Origin of the sequence: Peterkaempfera griseoplana (assembly GCF_001418575.1) — a bacterium.
GTDB lineage: Bacteria > Actinomycetota > Actinomycetes > Streptomycetales > Streptomycetaceae > Peterkaempfera > Peterkaempfera griseoplana.
In genome coordinates, this window is the sequence record NZ_LIQR01000128.1 from 1 (window position 1) to 14,033 (window position 14,033).

12 protein-coding genes are annotated in these 14,033 nt (G+C 71.9%); 10 read left to right on the plus strand and 2 right to left on the minus strand.

Features of this window, described 5'->3' with window-relative positions:
• Positions 1-592 precede the first annotated feature (592 nt).
• The 4 genes from AOK09_RS10910 to AOK09_RS10925 all read left to right on the plus strand — a co-directional run bounded on the left by AOK09_RS10910 (position 593) and on the right by AOK09_RS10925 (position 4,383).
• Positions 593-1,555, plus strand: a complete 963-nt coding sequence (locus AOK09_RS10910; RefSeq protein ID WP_245687233.1) for a CPBP family intramembrane glutamic endopeptidase — start codon at positions 593-595, stop codon at positions 1,553-1,555.
• A 726-nt stretch (positions 1,556-2,281) separates the two neighbouring features.
• On the plus strand, positions 2,282-2,974 hold the full coding sequence (locus AOK09_RS10915; RefSeq protein ID WP_079062937.1) for a transposase: 693 nt from the start codon (positions 2,282-2,284) through the stop codon (positions 2,972-2,974).
• A 74-nt stretch (positions 2,975-3,048) separates the two neighbouring features.
• The gene (locus tag AOK09_RS10920) at positions 3,049-3,708 is read left to right on the plus strand and encodes an HAD family hydrolase (protein ID WP_055586953.1); all 660 of its coding nucleotides are present in this window, start codon (positions 3,049-3,051) and stop codon (positions 3,706-3,708) included.
• 204 nt (positions 3,709-3,912) lie between these two features.
• Positions 3,913-4,383 (plus strand): helix-turn-helix domain-containing protein, encoded by a 471-nt coding sequence (locus AOK09_RS10925; protein WP_055586954.1) that lies wholly within the window; start codon positions 3,913-3,915, stop codon positions 4,381-4,383.
• Between the two features lie 183 nt (positions 4,384-4,566).
• Here AOK09_RS10925 and AOK09_RS40045 read toward each other — a convergent pair whose 3' ends face one another.
• Together AOK09_RS40045 and AOK09_RS10935 are read right to left on the minus strand one after the other, a co-directional pair.
• Complete coding sequence (locus AOK09_RS40045) at positions 4,567-4,920, minus strand: DUF4333 domain-containing protein (protein ID WP_055586955.1); 354 nt, start codon at positions 4,918-4,920, stop codon at positions 4,567-4,569.
• Between the two features lie 335 nt (positions 4,921-5,255).
• Complete coding sequence (locus AOK09_RS10935; protein WP_055586964.1) at positions 5,256-6,128, minus strand: aldo/keto reductase family oxidoreductase; 873 nt, start codon at positions 6,126-6,128, stop codon at positions 5,256-5,258.
• Between the two features lie 138 nt (positions 6,129-6,266).
• On the opposite strand from AOK09_RS10935, the gene AOK09_RS10940 reads away from it, so the two are divergent.
• The 6 genes from AOK09_RS10940 to AOK09_RS10965 all read left to right on the plus strand — a co-directional run.
• Positions 6,267-6,710, plus strand: a complete 444-nt coding sequence (locus AOK09_RS10940; protein WP_055586956.1) for a winged helix-turn-helix transcriptional regulator — start codon at positions 6,267-6,269, stop codon at positions 6,708-6,710.
• A 799-nt stretch (positions 6,711-7,509) separates the two neighbouring features.
• A complete protein-coding gene (locus AOK09_RS40050; RefSeq protein WP_157875855.1) occupies positions 7,510-7,821 on the plus strand; it encodes a hypothetical protein in 312 nt (103 codons plus the stop codon).
• 36 nt (positions 7,822-7,857) lie between these two features.
• Positions 7,858-10,254, plus strand: coding sequence for a WD40 repeat domain-containing protein (locus AOK09_RS10950; RefSeq protein WP_055586958.1), 2,397 nt, complete (start codon positions 7,858-7,860; stop codon positions 10,252-10,254).
• Between the two features lie 111 nt (positions 10,255-10,365).
• Positions 10,366-10,947, plus strand: a complete 582-nt coding sequence (locus tag AOK09_RS10955; RefSeq protein ID WP_055586959.1) for a hypothetical protein — start codon at positions 10,366-10,368, stop codon at positions 10,945-10,947.
• Between the two features lie 47 nt (positions 10,948-10,994).
• Positions 10,995-13,283, plus strand: coding sequence for a WXG100-like domain-containing protein (locus AOK09_RS10960; protein ID WP_055586960.1), 2,289 nt, complete (start codon positions 10,995-10,997; stop codon positions 13,281-13,283).
• 75 nt (positions 13,284-13,358) lie between these two features.
• Positions 13,359-14,033: WXG100 family type VII secretion target (locus AOK09_RS10965; RefSeq protein WP_055586961.1), on the plus strand; the 675-nt coding region annotated here is incomplete at its 3' end.

Here is a 14,033-nt window from a genome sequence, read left to right on the forward strand (position 1 = left end):
TCCCGGGCGCCGGCTGCGACTCCGGCCTCTGCCTCGCTGAGGGGCGGTGCCGGCCGGCTGGCGGGGTGGGACGGCGGGCGGGGCGCCGCACCCGACGGTTCACGAGCTGCTTGGTCTTCCATCGCCATCCATGATCCGGTAGGGCCGGCGCTGACCGGCACGGAGCCCGGAACCGTGGCCGCGACCCGCGGCCCGCCCGTCCATCCGGTACGGCGGCTCGGCGTCCGCGCCTGTTCGCACCGAGGCCCGTAGCGTATCCAGGCATCGCGGGACAGGGCGAACAGGCCGCCGCCGATCGAGGCGGGGCGCCAACTCGCGGCCCAGACCGGGCCCGTGGCGCATGGGTGCGTCGAACACTGTGCGGCCGCCGCGAGCCGTCTGCCTGCGCATGCCTTCGCGGGGTCGGTGAAGACAGGCCCGGCGCAGGGCGGCGTCCCAGCCGCGGAGATCGGCCGGGGTAGCTCGCTCGGGGGACACACGCACGCGGAAGATGCCCACCCTGCGGTGACGATTTGCGGTGCCCACGGCCCGTAGTTTCTCGGTGTCGGAAGCCGGAACCCCTCGCCGTGAGCGGGTCCTTGAGGAGGAAGCCATGTCGTCCAACCAGCACCAGTCGCCGGGAGAGGTCGCCGAACGTGATGTGCCGCCGGAGCGCGCGGCCGGCAACGGCTCCGGGCGCCCCCCACGGTGGGCCGCGTCGACGTGGGTGCGCCTGCCGCTGCTGTTCGTGCTGATGCTCGCTGCGGACGGAGTGGCCAGCGCGATCAACAGCGCCGCCGACGCCACCGCGCTCACCGCCCTGATCGCCGGGGTGGCCACCGGCGGGCTGGTGCTGGGCGCCTATGTCGCACTGGTGCGGTATCTGGAGGGCCGCAGGCCCGAGGAGTTGGCGCCGACGCGGGCCCGACGCGAGCTGGGCCGCGGTGCCCTCCTCGGCGTGCTGCTGTTCGCCGTCACCATCTCGCTGGTCGCACTGACCGGCGGCTACCACGTGCACGGCTGGGGCTCGATCGGGGCCGCGCTGACCGCTCTGGGTCTGATGAGCTGCGTGGCGGTCACCGAGGAGCTGGCGTTCCGCGGCGCGCTGTTCCGGATACTGGAGGAGAAGACCGGCACATGGGGGGCGCTGGCTGTCTCCGGGCTTGCCTTCGGGTGCCTGCACCTGGTCAACAAGGACGCGACGCTCTGGGGTGCGCTGGCCATCGCCATCGAGGCCGGGCTGATGTTCGGCGCGGTCTATGCCGCAACCCGCTCCCTCTGGCTGCCGATCGGCCTGCACCTGGGCTGGAACATGGCCGAGCAGGGCATCTTCGACACCGGTGTCTCGGGTGCCGGGAGCGGCTCGGGCGGTCTGCTACGCGCCTCCGTAAGTGGCCCCCATGCCCTGACCGGCGGCGCCTTCGGCCCCGAGGCCAGCATCTTCGCCATCCTGGTGTGCCTTGTCCCCACTGCGCTGTTCCTGCTGGCGGCCAAGCGACGCAACCGGATCTACACCCGTGCGGACCTCGCGCAGATCCGGCGGAACGCGGCCGAGGCACCGGTTGAGGCACTCTGAAGCGGTCCGGTTCCGACGGAGTCCCGACCCCCTGCGCGCATCGAGTGGGGCACCGTGGTCGCCGCCGGGTCGGGACCACGGAGCCACGGGGCCGCCCGGCCCGCTCGGAGACCGAGACCGTCGGGCGGTGACCGGGTCGGGGTCGGCGCGGAGGCGTCCGCGCCATGAGGTCGTCCTCGACGGCCGGGGTGGCCCGCGCCAACCAGTGCTCGACCTCCGCGGGTCCCAGCCGGCGGTTCAGGGTGAGTGTGGGCCGCATCGCGGCGAAGACGCGGCCGCTACCCATGCCGAAGCTGCCGTTCGGCGAGTGGACGAGCACGACCCGCATCCCGTCCAGTGGTCGGATGTCAGCGGGCCGCCCTCCGGGGCGAGGGAGCGGCCGTGACCGTCGAAGAGGCGGAAGGCGCGGATCGCCGCCGGCAGTGACCTTCGATTGCAACCCCTCCGCCAGGCAAGGGGGCCGTTCAGACGCTGACAGCCGTCGGTGAAGGTGGGCCGGGCCCCTGACTTCAGAGTGCCGCCCGAACTCAAGGCGCCGTCCTGTGCCGCAGCCACGGCAGGGCCACCCCCACCTGGGCCGAGCAGATCACTGAGAAGCGGAGGCGCCCCAGCCACCCGCGGACTCTGCTGCGTGATTCCGGGGCTCTGCGGGTGGGTGGACCCCGGTTGCGCGATGATCGTCTGTGCGGCCGTTGACCTGTCGTGCGGTCCGCGGGGGTGGTACGGATGTCGCTGCAGCCAGACGGGTTGCCGAAGAGCCCGGAACAGACCGTGGTGATGGTCCGCTCCGCGTTCCCATACGGCAGCCTGCCGATACAGCTCAGGAACCGTCTCTGCGAGGTCTTCGCCGACGAGCCGTTCGCCACACCATTCGGGGTGCGCGGTACCCCAGGTATGTCGTCGGCTGTGTTGTCACTGGTCACGGTGCTGCAGTTCGCCGAGTACCTGACTGACCGGCAGGTCTCTGCAAGTGCGCTGTCCCACCGGAGCCACCAGCGCGCCACCGTCCCCCAGCACGACCAGGATGCGATCGTCGTCAAGTTCCACGTGCGCACCTGCCGTCCCTGCCCAGTCTGGAGCAAGTGCACCACCGCCCAGCCGAACCGCTGCTCGCTTACCCTGTGGCCCAAGGAACTCCATGACACGCTCGCACAAGCGCGCGCCAGGCAGAAGACCGACACCTGGAAGGACAAGTACGCCCTCCGGGCAGCAGGCATCAAGGGCACCATCAACCGAGTGCTCGACACCACCGGGATACGCCGGGCCCGTTACCGCGGCCTGCCGAAAGTCCGTCTCCAGCACGCCTTCTCCGCCATCGCGATCAACATGGTCCGCCTCGACGCCCATGGGGTCGGCAGCCCGCTCGGTCGCACCCGCACCAGCAATCTCGAACGGCTCAGCCACCGGCTCACCGCCTGAACATCAGACATCGAGCAGCAGAGCCGGGCCGCGCGCCAGAAAAGCAAAGCCACAACAGACGAGGAGGCCACCAAGTGACCCGCATCCGACACGTGCTCTTCGATGCTGACGGCGTGCTCCAGTACGTCCCCGGCGGCTGGTACGCAGCCATGGAGCCCTACCTCGGCGACCGCGCCCGCGACTTCCTTCACAAGACGTGGAAGGACGAACTTCCCACCCTCGCTGGGCAGGGCGACTACATGCCCCTCCTCGCGGCAGCCCTCCTCGAGTACGGCGTCACCACACCGGTCGAAGCCGTCTACAAGAACGTCTGGCACAACATCGCCATCGCCGAGGAGACCTTCGAGATCGTCGACGCACTCCGCCACCGAGGCTATGGCGTCCACCTCGGCACCAACCAGGAGCAACACCGCGCCACGCACATGCGCACCACCCTCGGGTACGACGACCTCTTCGACGTCAGTTGCTACTCCTGCGAACTCGGTGTCGCAAAACCCGAACCAGCCTTCTTCACCGAAGCCGCCCGACGTATCGGAGCCCCGCCCCAGACCATCCTGTTCATCGACGACAGCGCCAAGAACATCGACGGCGCCCGTGCTGCCGGGCTCGCCGCCGAGCAGTGGGACCACGAGCAGGGCCACCCCAGCCTCCTCGACCTCCTCGCTGAGCACGACATCGAAATACCGTCCATGCCCGCACCCATTGCTGCTTCACCAGCCTCAGCTGACCGCTGACCGCTGACCGCTGACCGCTGACCGCTGACCGCTGACCGCTGACCTGCACGGCACGTGCTGAAGCCGATCTCCGACCCAGTCGATCCCACCCTCGTTAGTCTCGTTATTCCGAAGCAATCTCCGTTGGTTGAGGGGCAACTATCCTTCCACTGTGTCAACATCCTTGTAAGTCGACGGTAAACGACATCAAGGGGGGAGTACCTCGTGAGCGAGGCGCTTCAGCAGTTCGTTTCGATTCCGGTGCCGAGCCAGTTCGCCCCGCAGATCTACGCCTATCTCGCCGAACTCACCGGTGCGGCCGGGCCGCAGCGGGCTCAGGACGACAGGCAGGACGGGCCCATGAGCGAGCGCTGGACCGTGGAGGACTTCCGACGCCTCATCGCCGACCAGCGCGACTCCGTTCAGGTCACCGTCGCTGTGCTCGACATCCTGGCCGAGCAGCCGCGCGAGCGCGTGAGCTACACGCACCTGGCTGAAAAGCTGGGTCTGGAGCGCTCGCGGCTCCAGGGCGCTCTGTCGGGCTTCAGTCGCGTCCTGCGCAGCGGCTACGACGGCCTCGTGTGGCCAATGACCTGGGTGGAAACCCTGACCGGCGAGCCGGGTCTCAAGAAGGAGTACTTCTACACCGTCACTGAGACGGTGGCCGAGCGGTGGCGCGAGGCCCGCTCCAAGTAGACCAACTTTGGTGGCGACTGCTGCCAAGCGCCTGGGTGGGGTGAGGTTGCGGCCGCCACCACCCAGGCGCGGCAAGCGCTCACGGCAGACTGCCTCTGACGGGACGGGGAGATGCCGACCCTGGGATGTGCGGCCTTTCCCGCGCGAGGCACCCGATCCCCGCGCCGCACAGTCTGCCGGTCATCAGCCCAGTGACAGGGTGCCCTGATCGTCCTTGATCTTCACCTTGACCCAGGCACGGCCGCTGCTGTTGCTGTCGCCGATGCCGGCGACGGTGCACTCGAACTCCCGGCCCGCCTCGACGGGGACGGAGGCGGGGCAGCTGACATCGTCGATGGTCGGGGGCTTGGCGAAGTCGTCGTCGGACTCGACGTTGTTGAGTACGGCTCGTGCCAGCGCGTCCGCGTCCAGAACGCGCTGCGGCTGAACGGCTGGACTCCCGGCCAGCAGCAGGATGGTGAAAGTGAGCGCACAACAGGCGATCACGGCCAGGGAGAACGCGATGACGGTACGGGCGAAACTGCGTTGATCAGTCACGGAGACAGTCCTATCCGGCTGTCCGTGTTCGTACAACCCGTATGGTGACATGAAGTCGTCTCTCTCCCCGCGGAGTGCTCCCGTACCACCGCCTGCGCGGTCGGAGAGGGGGATTGCGCACTTCCGGCGGGGGCGCCGGCGGGGTGAGGGCATCGCTTCCCGGAGCCCGCGCGCATGGGCGGTGTGGGACCTCGACCACAGGGCGGGCACAGGTGTCCGTGATCGTGGAGCTGCAAAGCTCTGTGACCACCGGGGAGACCTGTGCCCGTCCTTCCGTCAGCGCCGGTCGCTCCGCTCGGGGACCGCTGCGCGGTACCCGAGCGTGCTGACGGGGGTCATCGGCCAATCCTGTCGAGCTCGGCGAGGTCCACGTCGGAGAGCGGGAGGCCTGCGCCCGCGACGTTCTCGCGCAGGTGCGCCACCGACGAGGTGCCGGGGATCAGCAGGATGTTCGGTGACCGCTGCAGCAGCCAGGCCAGGGCGACCGACATCGGCGTCGCGTTCAGTCGGGCCGCCACGGCCGTCAGCACCGAGGACTGCAGCGGTGTGAAGCCGCCGAGCGGGAAGAAGGGCACGTAGGCGATGCCCTGCTCGGCGAGTTCGTCGATGAGGTCGTCGTCGTGGCGGTGGGCGAGGTTGTACATGTTCTGCACGGAGACGATCGGTGCGATCGAGCGCGCCTCCGCGACCTGCTCCGGCGTCGCGTTGCTGACGCCGAGGTGGCGGATGAGGCCCTGCTTCTGGAGGTCGACGAGCGTCTCGAACGCCTCCGCGAGCGAGCCGGGCACCGGGCCCTGGGCGTCGCCGAGCCGGAGGTTGACCAGGTCCAGCACGTCGAGGCCGAGGTTCTCCAGGTTCTCCCGGACGGCGCGGCGCAGGTCGTCGGGCTTGCGGGCCGGGGGCCAGCCGCCCTGCTCGTCGCGGGTCGCGCCGACCTTGGTGACGATGTGCAGCGAGTCGGAGTACGGGTGCAGGGCCTCGCGGATCAGCCGGTTGGTGATGTGCGGGCCGTAGGCGTCGGCGGTGTCGATGTGGGTGATACCGAGGTCGACGGCCTCGCGCAGGACGGCGAGGGCGCCGTCGTGGTCGGCGGGCGGTCCCATGACCCAGGGGCCGGCGAGCTGCATGGCGCCGTAGCCGAACCGGGTGACCGTCAGATCGCCCAGGGTCCAGGTGCCGCCGGGAAGTGAAGCGGGGAGCGTGCTCATGCTGCTGCTCTGCCTTTCGCGTCGAGCCAGGTACTGGTTCCTGATGTCCTCCTGCAGCATGATTGGCGAGTAACTCTCCGAGGGGAAGTAGGCACCTCGGAGTGCGTAAGGAACCTGCGGGTGAGAGGAGTGGCCTCCATGGCGACGACGACGGCGGCCCAGCAGAGGGCGCAGGCCAAGGTGCAGTACGACGCGTTCCTGGCCGCATGCCCGAGTCGGCAGTTGCTCGACCGGATCTCCGACAAGTGGGTCACGCTGGTCCTGGCCGCGCTCGGCAACGGCAGCCCGCACCAGCCGGGCACCGACTGCGCAGGCGAGCCCCGGGCGATGCGCTACTCGGAGCTCGCCCGCCTCCTGGCCGGGGTCAGTCAGAAGATGCTCACCCAGACGCTGCGCTCCCTGGAGCGCGACGGCCTGGTGACCCGTACGGTGACGCCGACCGTGCCCGTCACGGTCTCCTACGAGCTGACCGATCTCGGCCTCTCGCTGTACGCCATGGTGCGTGGCCTCAAGTCCTGGGCCGAGACGCACATGGACGACGTGTTCGCCAACCGCGAGACCTACGACGCCCGCGTCGTCTGAAGCCGGAAGACACGGCCGGGCGCCCGTTTCGGACATCGGCTCGGATCGGGGTCGCTGATCGAGTGCGCAGAGGGCCGGAGGGGTGTCGCGGCGGTGGATGGTCAGGGCCCGGCGCCCGGAGTAGCTCGCTCGGGGGACAGGGCGGCGCGGCGAATGCCCACCCTGTGGTGACGCTTCACAGTCCCTGCGGCGCGTAGTTTCTGGGCATCGGGAAGCGGAACCGTCGCCGCGAGAGGCTCCTTGGGGAGGAAGCCATGTGCCTGCCTCTCCGCCCGGACTGCCTTCCGCGAGGCGGGAGGGCCGGGGCGGCAGGGGCCGATAATCGATCATTTTTTGACGGGATACCGACACTTAACCGCAACAGTCCGTCAATTCGGCCCCGGTATCCTGCTGTCTCGTCACTGCATCTCGTGCGCACGTCCGCTCCTGCGGAAGCCCCCGACCCGGCCTTGTGGAGTCTGCTTTGTCCGTCCACCGACACTGCGACGGCTCCGCCGGCTCAAGGGCGGGACGCGCCGGGTCGGACTTCCGCCCGTTCGCGTCGTCGGTGACCGTGCAGACGCCGGCCGAGGGCCGCCTGATGCCCGGGCGTCCGGTCGCCGAGGACGCCGGCCCGCGTGTCGCGGGCAGCGGCGACGCCTGGGTGCGGGGCTTTGAGCAGGCGGTCCTTCGGTATCGGGACCGGGCGTCTGCGAAGCGGTGGACCACCGAACGGGCGCCCTGGCTTGGGGAATCGGACCGCTCGCTAGACTTCCCCCCGGCCCGCCCGGGCGGGGACGCCGTCGGTTGCGCGGAGCCGGTGGACTTCCGCCCCGGGGAGGCCGCGGCCAAGGCCTCCGTCCGGCTGCTTCTCCACGAGCGGCGGACGCGGACGGCCACCGCGGGCCCACGGCCGGTGCGCCGGGTCCGCTGCGAGGCGCTGCGCCTGCGTCGCATCGACGCCCGCGCGGCCGCCGACGACATGCCCGTCGACATGCCCGTCGACGTGGTAGGCGCCGCCGTCGGCCTCCGCAGCAGAGCGGGGTTGCGGCTGGGCCTGCTCCGCCGTTCCCGCGCCCACGGGCTGCATGGCGCGGTGCACCCCACCCTGGTTCCCCCGGACCTCTGCTGAAGCACGACCGCGACACCTTTCGAGAAGAGGACCCGCATGCCCGACATCGACAGCCTCACCGCCGGAGGGAGCCGCGCCCAACTGCGCGGCGTACGGCTCAGCCTCCGCGCGGCGGACCGCCCCGGCGACCGGACCGAGCTGTTCATCGCGCCCGACGGCGCCCTGTGGGGGCAGCGGACCACCGCCGGAGTGGCGGAGGAGCGGACCGGCGGCGTCGACGGCGCGGTACTCGGGCGTCTGGTGTCCCTGTTGCAGACCGCCCCGGACGGCCACGCGGCACCCGGCCTGGTCCGGCTGTCCGTCAACGGGCTGCTGCCCTCGGGCGACGCGACGTGGGGTGAGGGTACGGACGCACCGCCGGCCCCGGCCCTGGCCCTGCTGGAGCAGGTGGTCGCCCAGCTGTTCGGAGACTTCGCAGGCGGCGGGCTGCCGGGCGCAGCGGTGCAGGTGGACGACCCGCAGGAGGATCCCTCGGCGGAGCCCGCTGCCGCGTACGGCGACTCGGCCGAGACGAAGCCGTCCAGCTCCCGTGTGGCGGCCGCGTTCGGCCGGGTGGGGGACCAGGCCGCCTACGTACTGGCCGAGGAGGGCAAGGGCTTCGGCCTGTACGCGGTGCGGGACCAGGAACTGCTCGGGTCCTCGTCCGCCGAGGCGTCCGCGGGCGCGCTGATCCCGGAGACCGTCGCGCTGGGCTCCTTCGAGGGGCGCGGACTGCTCGCGGCCGGCGATCGCAGGGGCGCACTCAAGGTCTGGGACACCACGACCGGCGCCGCGTTGCACGGCACCGCCGCAGCCGGGGGCGCGCAGGCCGTGGCCGCGGGCACGGTGCGGGGCGTGCCCCTGGCGTTCGCCGCCGGCCGCACCGGTGACGTACGCGCCTGGCGGGCCTCGGACGCGCGGCCGCTGGGTGCGCTGTCCACCGCGCTGCGCGGCGCGGCGGCGCTGTGCCACGCCCGCTGCGCGGACCTGGACCTGCTGGCCGCCGCGGGGGAGGACGGCGTGGTCCGGGTCTGGAACATCGCCGACGGGGAGCGCCTGCACCTGCTGGTGGGGCACTCCGAGCGGGTCGCGGCGCTGGCCGTGCTCAGCCTGGGCAACCAGGCCGTGCTGGCCTCCGGCGGAGCGGACCACGACATCCGGCTCTGGGACCTGGCCACCGGCCGCCCGCTGGCGGTGCTCTCCGGCCACGCGGCCACCGTGACCGGCCTCGCGTTCCTCGACCTCGCCGGCCGGCCGGTGCTCGCCTCCTGCTCCCTGGACGGCACGGTGCGCACCTGGGACGTCCGCGAGGGCAGGGCGCTGCACGGCTGGTCGGCCCGGTCCGGTTGGCTCACCTCGCTCGTCGCGGTGACCCTGAACGGCACACCGGTGCTCGCGGTGGGCGACGAGCACGGCTCGGTGGGGTTCTGGGAGGCCGGGTCCGGTACCGCGGCCGGCGCGCTGGCTGCCGCCCCGGAGAGCCCCTCCGGCGGTCTCCAGGAGGCCGCCACCCCGGTGAACTCCCTTGCCGCGGCCGACCTGGAGGGCACTCCGGTGCTCGTCGCCGGGCACGGTGACGGCACGGTGCGGGTCTGGGACCTGGCGAAGGGCGTCCTGCTCCGCCGCCTGGACGCGGACGGCGGCCCGGTCACCTCGGTGGCCGTCACCGCCGGTGCGGTGGACGCCGCCGCGGCGGCCGGCGGCGCCGCGAACGGAACCACGAACGGCACCACGGCAGGCGGCAACGAGGGGGACGGCGGCGAGGCCGCCGGTCCGGTGCTGGTCTGCGGCACGGCCTCCGGGACCGTGCGGTGCCACCGCCTGACCGACGGTGAACTGCTGTCGGCGCCCGGTGCGCACACCGACCGGGTCACGGCGCTCACCTTCGCCCCGTCCGGGGTCCTGGTGTCGGGCAGCGCGGACGGCACGGTGCGCACCTGGGACCCGCTGGACGGCACGCCCCTGCTGCGTTTCGCGGCCCATCCCGGCGGCGTCACCGCGGTCGCGGCCGGAGAGGACGGCGGGCACGCGCTGCTGGCCACCGCGGGGGAGGACCGCACCGTGCGGCTGTGGCACGGACTGCGGGGCATCGCCGGACCGGTGCTGACGGGTGCGTCCGCGCCGGCCAGTGCACTGGTCTTCGGCGCCCTCCAGGGGCGTGCGGTGGTCGTCGCGGGCACCTCGGACGGTTCGGTGGCGGTCTGGGACGTCGCCACGGGCACCTCCGTGTCGGTCCTGCCGGGGGACGGGCCCGCCGTCCGCAGCCTGGTCCACCAGGAGCTCGAAGGCGAGTCACTGGTCGCGTTCGGTGACCAGGGCGGCACCCTGCGGCTGCTGCACCTCGCCAGCGGCACCGTTCTCAACGAGGTGGGAACCGGAGACGTGCCGCTCGCCGTGTCCTTCGACGACACGGGTCTGCACGTGGTGGGGGCGGGCGGTCTGTCCAGCTTCTGACGAGCCATCACATATCGTACGAGGGACGGCCGTGACGACCGGCCGTCCCTGCGGATCGGGAAGGACCCGCCTCGTGCAGATGCACGGGGGGAGGATGCCCAGGGGGGGGCAGTGAGCAGCGAATCGTTCCAGATCGACCTCAACGAGGTCGCGAACTCCGCCGACGTCATCCGCCGCGCCGTGGAGGAACTGGCCCAGGCCACGAGCACCCTCCAGGCCGCCGTGCAGCGGGTCACCGAGGCGCACCTCGGCCACGACGCGCTGGGCCGGGCCTTCAAGGGGGAGAGTTCGGGGGTCGGCGGGATCACGCACCACCAGGACCGGGCGCTCAAGGGCATCCACGAGTACCTGGAGAACTCCGCCAAGGTGTCGGACAACCTGATGCTGATGTGCCGGCGGTACGCGGAGAGCGACGACGAGGTCGCCACCTCGCTCAAGCAGATCCACTCGGGTTCCGATACCGCGGTCGCCTCGCCCGAACTCGCGCTCAGAAGGCCGCTGCCGGCGTCCCCCGAGCAGCCGCTCCGGCCCCGCATCGGCACTGTCGCCCCGGCGGCCTACCAGACCGGCACCGAGGTGTCCGGTCCGGAGGAGCCGAGCGGCATCGACGATCCCGGGCTGGCGGACTACAGCGACCCGGACAGCCCCGTCCTCGACTACAACCCCTTCCCGTTCGGGAGACCGATCCTCTGACCCGACCCCCTCCCGCACCCGCGCAGCCGTCGAGAAAGAGCCCCACTGTGATCGAGCTTCCGCCCGACCTGGCCGAAGTCCTCAGCATCGTCCAGCACAACGAGCACGGCGCCGACATCCGCTGGCCGGACGGCGACGAGGACGCCATCTCGGACCTTGCCGCTGCGTGGCGGAGATGGAACCTGACCGCGGCCGAGCAGACCCGGACCATCCTCGACAGTGCGGTACGGGCCCGGCAGAACATGTCGGGCGACGCTGCCGACCAGTACGAGGAGTACCTGCGCAAGTACGGAATGCGCGACGACTCCCACCTCACCACCACGCTGACGGCCGGGCTCACGGTCGAGAAGTCCCTCACCAACGCCTCCCGCACGGCCACCCGGACCAAGACCGAGATGGTCCGTGAGCTGCAGTACGCCAAGGACTACATCGCCACCCACCCGCAGGGGAAGCACGACGACGTCGCCCAGTCCAGGGGGATCAAGCAGGCCGCCGACACGTACCACACCTACGTCGGCGAGGTGGCGGACAACGTCGACACCATGCTGCGTCAGGCGTCCACCCACCTGGACCGGATGAGCCAGTCGTCCCAGGCAGCCACCCTTCACAGCCACGGCGACAGCACCTCGGCCGGCGCCACCTCGTACCTGACGCCCTCGACGAGGGTGGACGGGGTGGCGTCCCCCATGCTGCAGGGCACCCCCATGGACGCGGACGGCTACGGGACGGCCGAGCCGTTCCAGACGCCGGAGGACCCGGACGCCTACGATCCGGCGGCCGCCGGCTACTCCGCCTTCGGCTCCGGCGATTCCTCGGCCTTCGGTTCCGGGGGCTACGCGCCGGACGGCTACAGCGCCGACGGTTCCGGCGCGGGCTACGAGGCGGCCGGCGCCGGCGGCTCGTACTCCGGGGCCGCCGACGGAGGTGAGTACTCCGGTTCCGGTTACGGCGGTTCGGGCTACGGCGGTTCGGGCGGTTCGGGATACGACGCCTCCGGCTACAACGTCCCCAGCCCGGGATCGGTCGGCGGGCTCCAGCCGTTCGAGACGCCCACGGGCACCTACTCCGGGACGGGCACGGGCTACGGCGGGGGCCCGTACGACTCCTCCGGCGGCGGGTCGCCCTTCGACCTCTCCTCCACCTCCCCGAGGCTCCAGATCGCAGGCCTGGGTGACGTCGGCTCAACGACCACGGGCTACCCCTCCGCCGGCGGCTCCGGCCTGGTCCCCTGGAGCCCGTCCACGGGATCCGGCGGCACGCCGTTCGACCTGACCGGTTCCACGGGCGGAGGGAGCGGACTGGGCGCACTGGGCTCGTCCCTGGGCGGGTTCGGCGGCGGAGCCGGGTCGGCCTTCGGAGGCGGCTCGGGTGGCTTCGGCGGGGGCGGCGGCTTCTCGGGCAGCGGTCTGCGCACCGGCGGATCGGTGGGCTCGCCCGGGCTCGCCAGTGCGCGGGCCGGGGCGGGCATGGCCGGCATGGCCCAGGAAGGGGCCGCGGCCGGTCGCGGGACGGGCTCGCTGGGGGGACGCACCGCAACCTCGGCCACGGGTTCGGCTGCGGGCCGGTCCGGGACGGCGGCGGCCGGGGCCGGCGCCACCGGCACCCGGCCCGGCGGCCTCGGCGGCGGTGGCGGCGGAAAGGGCGAGAAGCGCGGCGCGCGCAAGTACATCCGTCCCACCACACTGGGCGAGGACGTCCTGGACGACGACGAGCAGCTGCTCACCGACCGGGGTGTCACCGGCACCGCGACCCGGGTTCCCGCCGGGGACCGGGAACTCCACCGCATGCGCCGCCGCTGGCTGGACGCGGCCCGTACGGACGCGGCGGAGCACGACACGGGCGGCCCCCACGCCCCGGGCCACGAGGCCCCCGCCGGGGCGTCGGATCCGGCGACCGAGGAGGGATCGGGCGAGGACCTGCTGATGCGGCAGCTGCGTACGGCGGTCCTCGGGCCCGACCCCGAGAGCGGCGCCGACGGCGAAGCCCGCACCGAAGGTGCCGCCCCGGCGGCGGCGCACCGCGAGCACGCAGCCGGGGCCCAGGCCTCGGCCGAGGCCGGAACCGGGGCACCTGAGGACGACCATCTCGCCCGGTCACGGTCGGTCGCCGCCCGCCGGGGACACCCCGACGACCCGGGCGGCGGCGCGTCCGCGGAGCAGCGGCCGGAGCCGGGTGCACCACGGCAGCTGCGGCAGGAGGGCGGTTACACGGTGCCCAGCCCGTTCCTGCGCACGGCGCTGTCCCGGATGGCGGCGAGCGGCGCCCTCGACAACGCGGGCGCCCCTGCCCCTGCCCCTGCCCCTGCCGGACAGGGCACCGGATCCCAGCAGCGATGATGTACCACGGCGGACACACGGCCACGGGCCGACGGACGGCAGCAGTAAGGAACACGCAGGAGATGAGGGAGCGCCATGGCTGAGGAATACCTGCGGACGGCCAGGTCGGAGACCATCGAGCCGGCGACGCGGGCGGCCGCCGCGCAGCGGATCGGCACGGTGGTCCCCACCCTCCCCGACACTCCCGTCGCGCCCACCGCGACCGGTGACGGTTCGGCAGGCAGCGGCTTCCAGGTGGTCCCGGAGCAGTACACGGCGGCCGTCAACCCGCTGCACTCCATGGCCGACCAGCTCTCGGAGATGTACACGTCGCTCAACAGCTTCCTGTCCCAGTTCGACAAGCCCTGGGGCGACGACCACGCGGGCAAGCAGTTCGCCGAGGGCGACAAGGGATACATCAAGTACTCGACCGACATACTCACCGTCCTGAAGAACCTGCCGAAGGAACTGCGCGACACCGCCGACGGCATCAAGTTCATGGCCGACAACTACGAGGCCACCGAGCAGGCCGTCGTCTCCGGCCTCACCGGCCAGGACCAGGACCTCGAGTCGACGCAGGGCAACTACTGGTCCCCGTCCGGGTACTCGTACGGGACGGAGATCTCCAGCACGGCGGTGTCCGGCCCCGGCTACAGCATGACGAGCCCCGACTCCCTCTACGACCCGGTTGTCGCTGACAGTCCGGTGACTCCGCGGTACGAGTCTGCCGGGGTGCCGATGGAGACGGCTCAGATTCCGGTGGAGCCCCGG

Coding starts and splice junctions, on each gene's coding strand:
- AOK09_RS10940 (WP_055586956.1), top strand. CDS start 6,267: ATGGCGACGACGACGGCGGCCCAGCAGAGGGCGCAGGCCAAGGTGCAG.
- AOK09_RS10915 (WP_079062937.1), top strand. CDS start 2,282: ATGTCGCTGCAGCCAGACGGGTTGCCGAAGAGCCCGGAACAGACCGTG.
- AOK09_RS10910 (WP_245687233.1), top strand. CDS start 593: ATGTCGTCCAACCAGCACCAGTCGCCGGGAGAGGTCGCCGAACGTGAT.
- AOK09_RS10935 (WP_055586964.1), bottom strand. CDS start 6,128: ATGAGCACGCTCCCCGCTTCACTTCCCGGCGGCACCTGGACCCTGGGC.
- AOK09_RS10950 (WP_055586958.1), top strand. CDS start 7,858: ATGCCCGACATCGACAGCCTCACCGCCGGAGGGAGCCGCGCCCAACTG.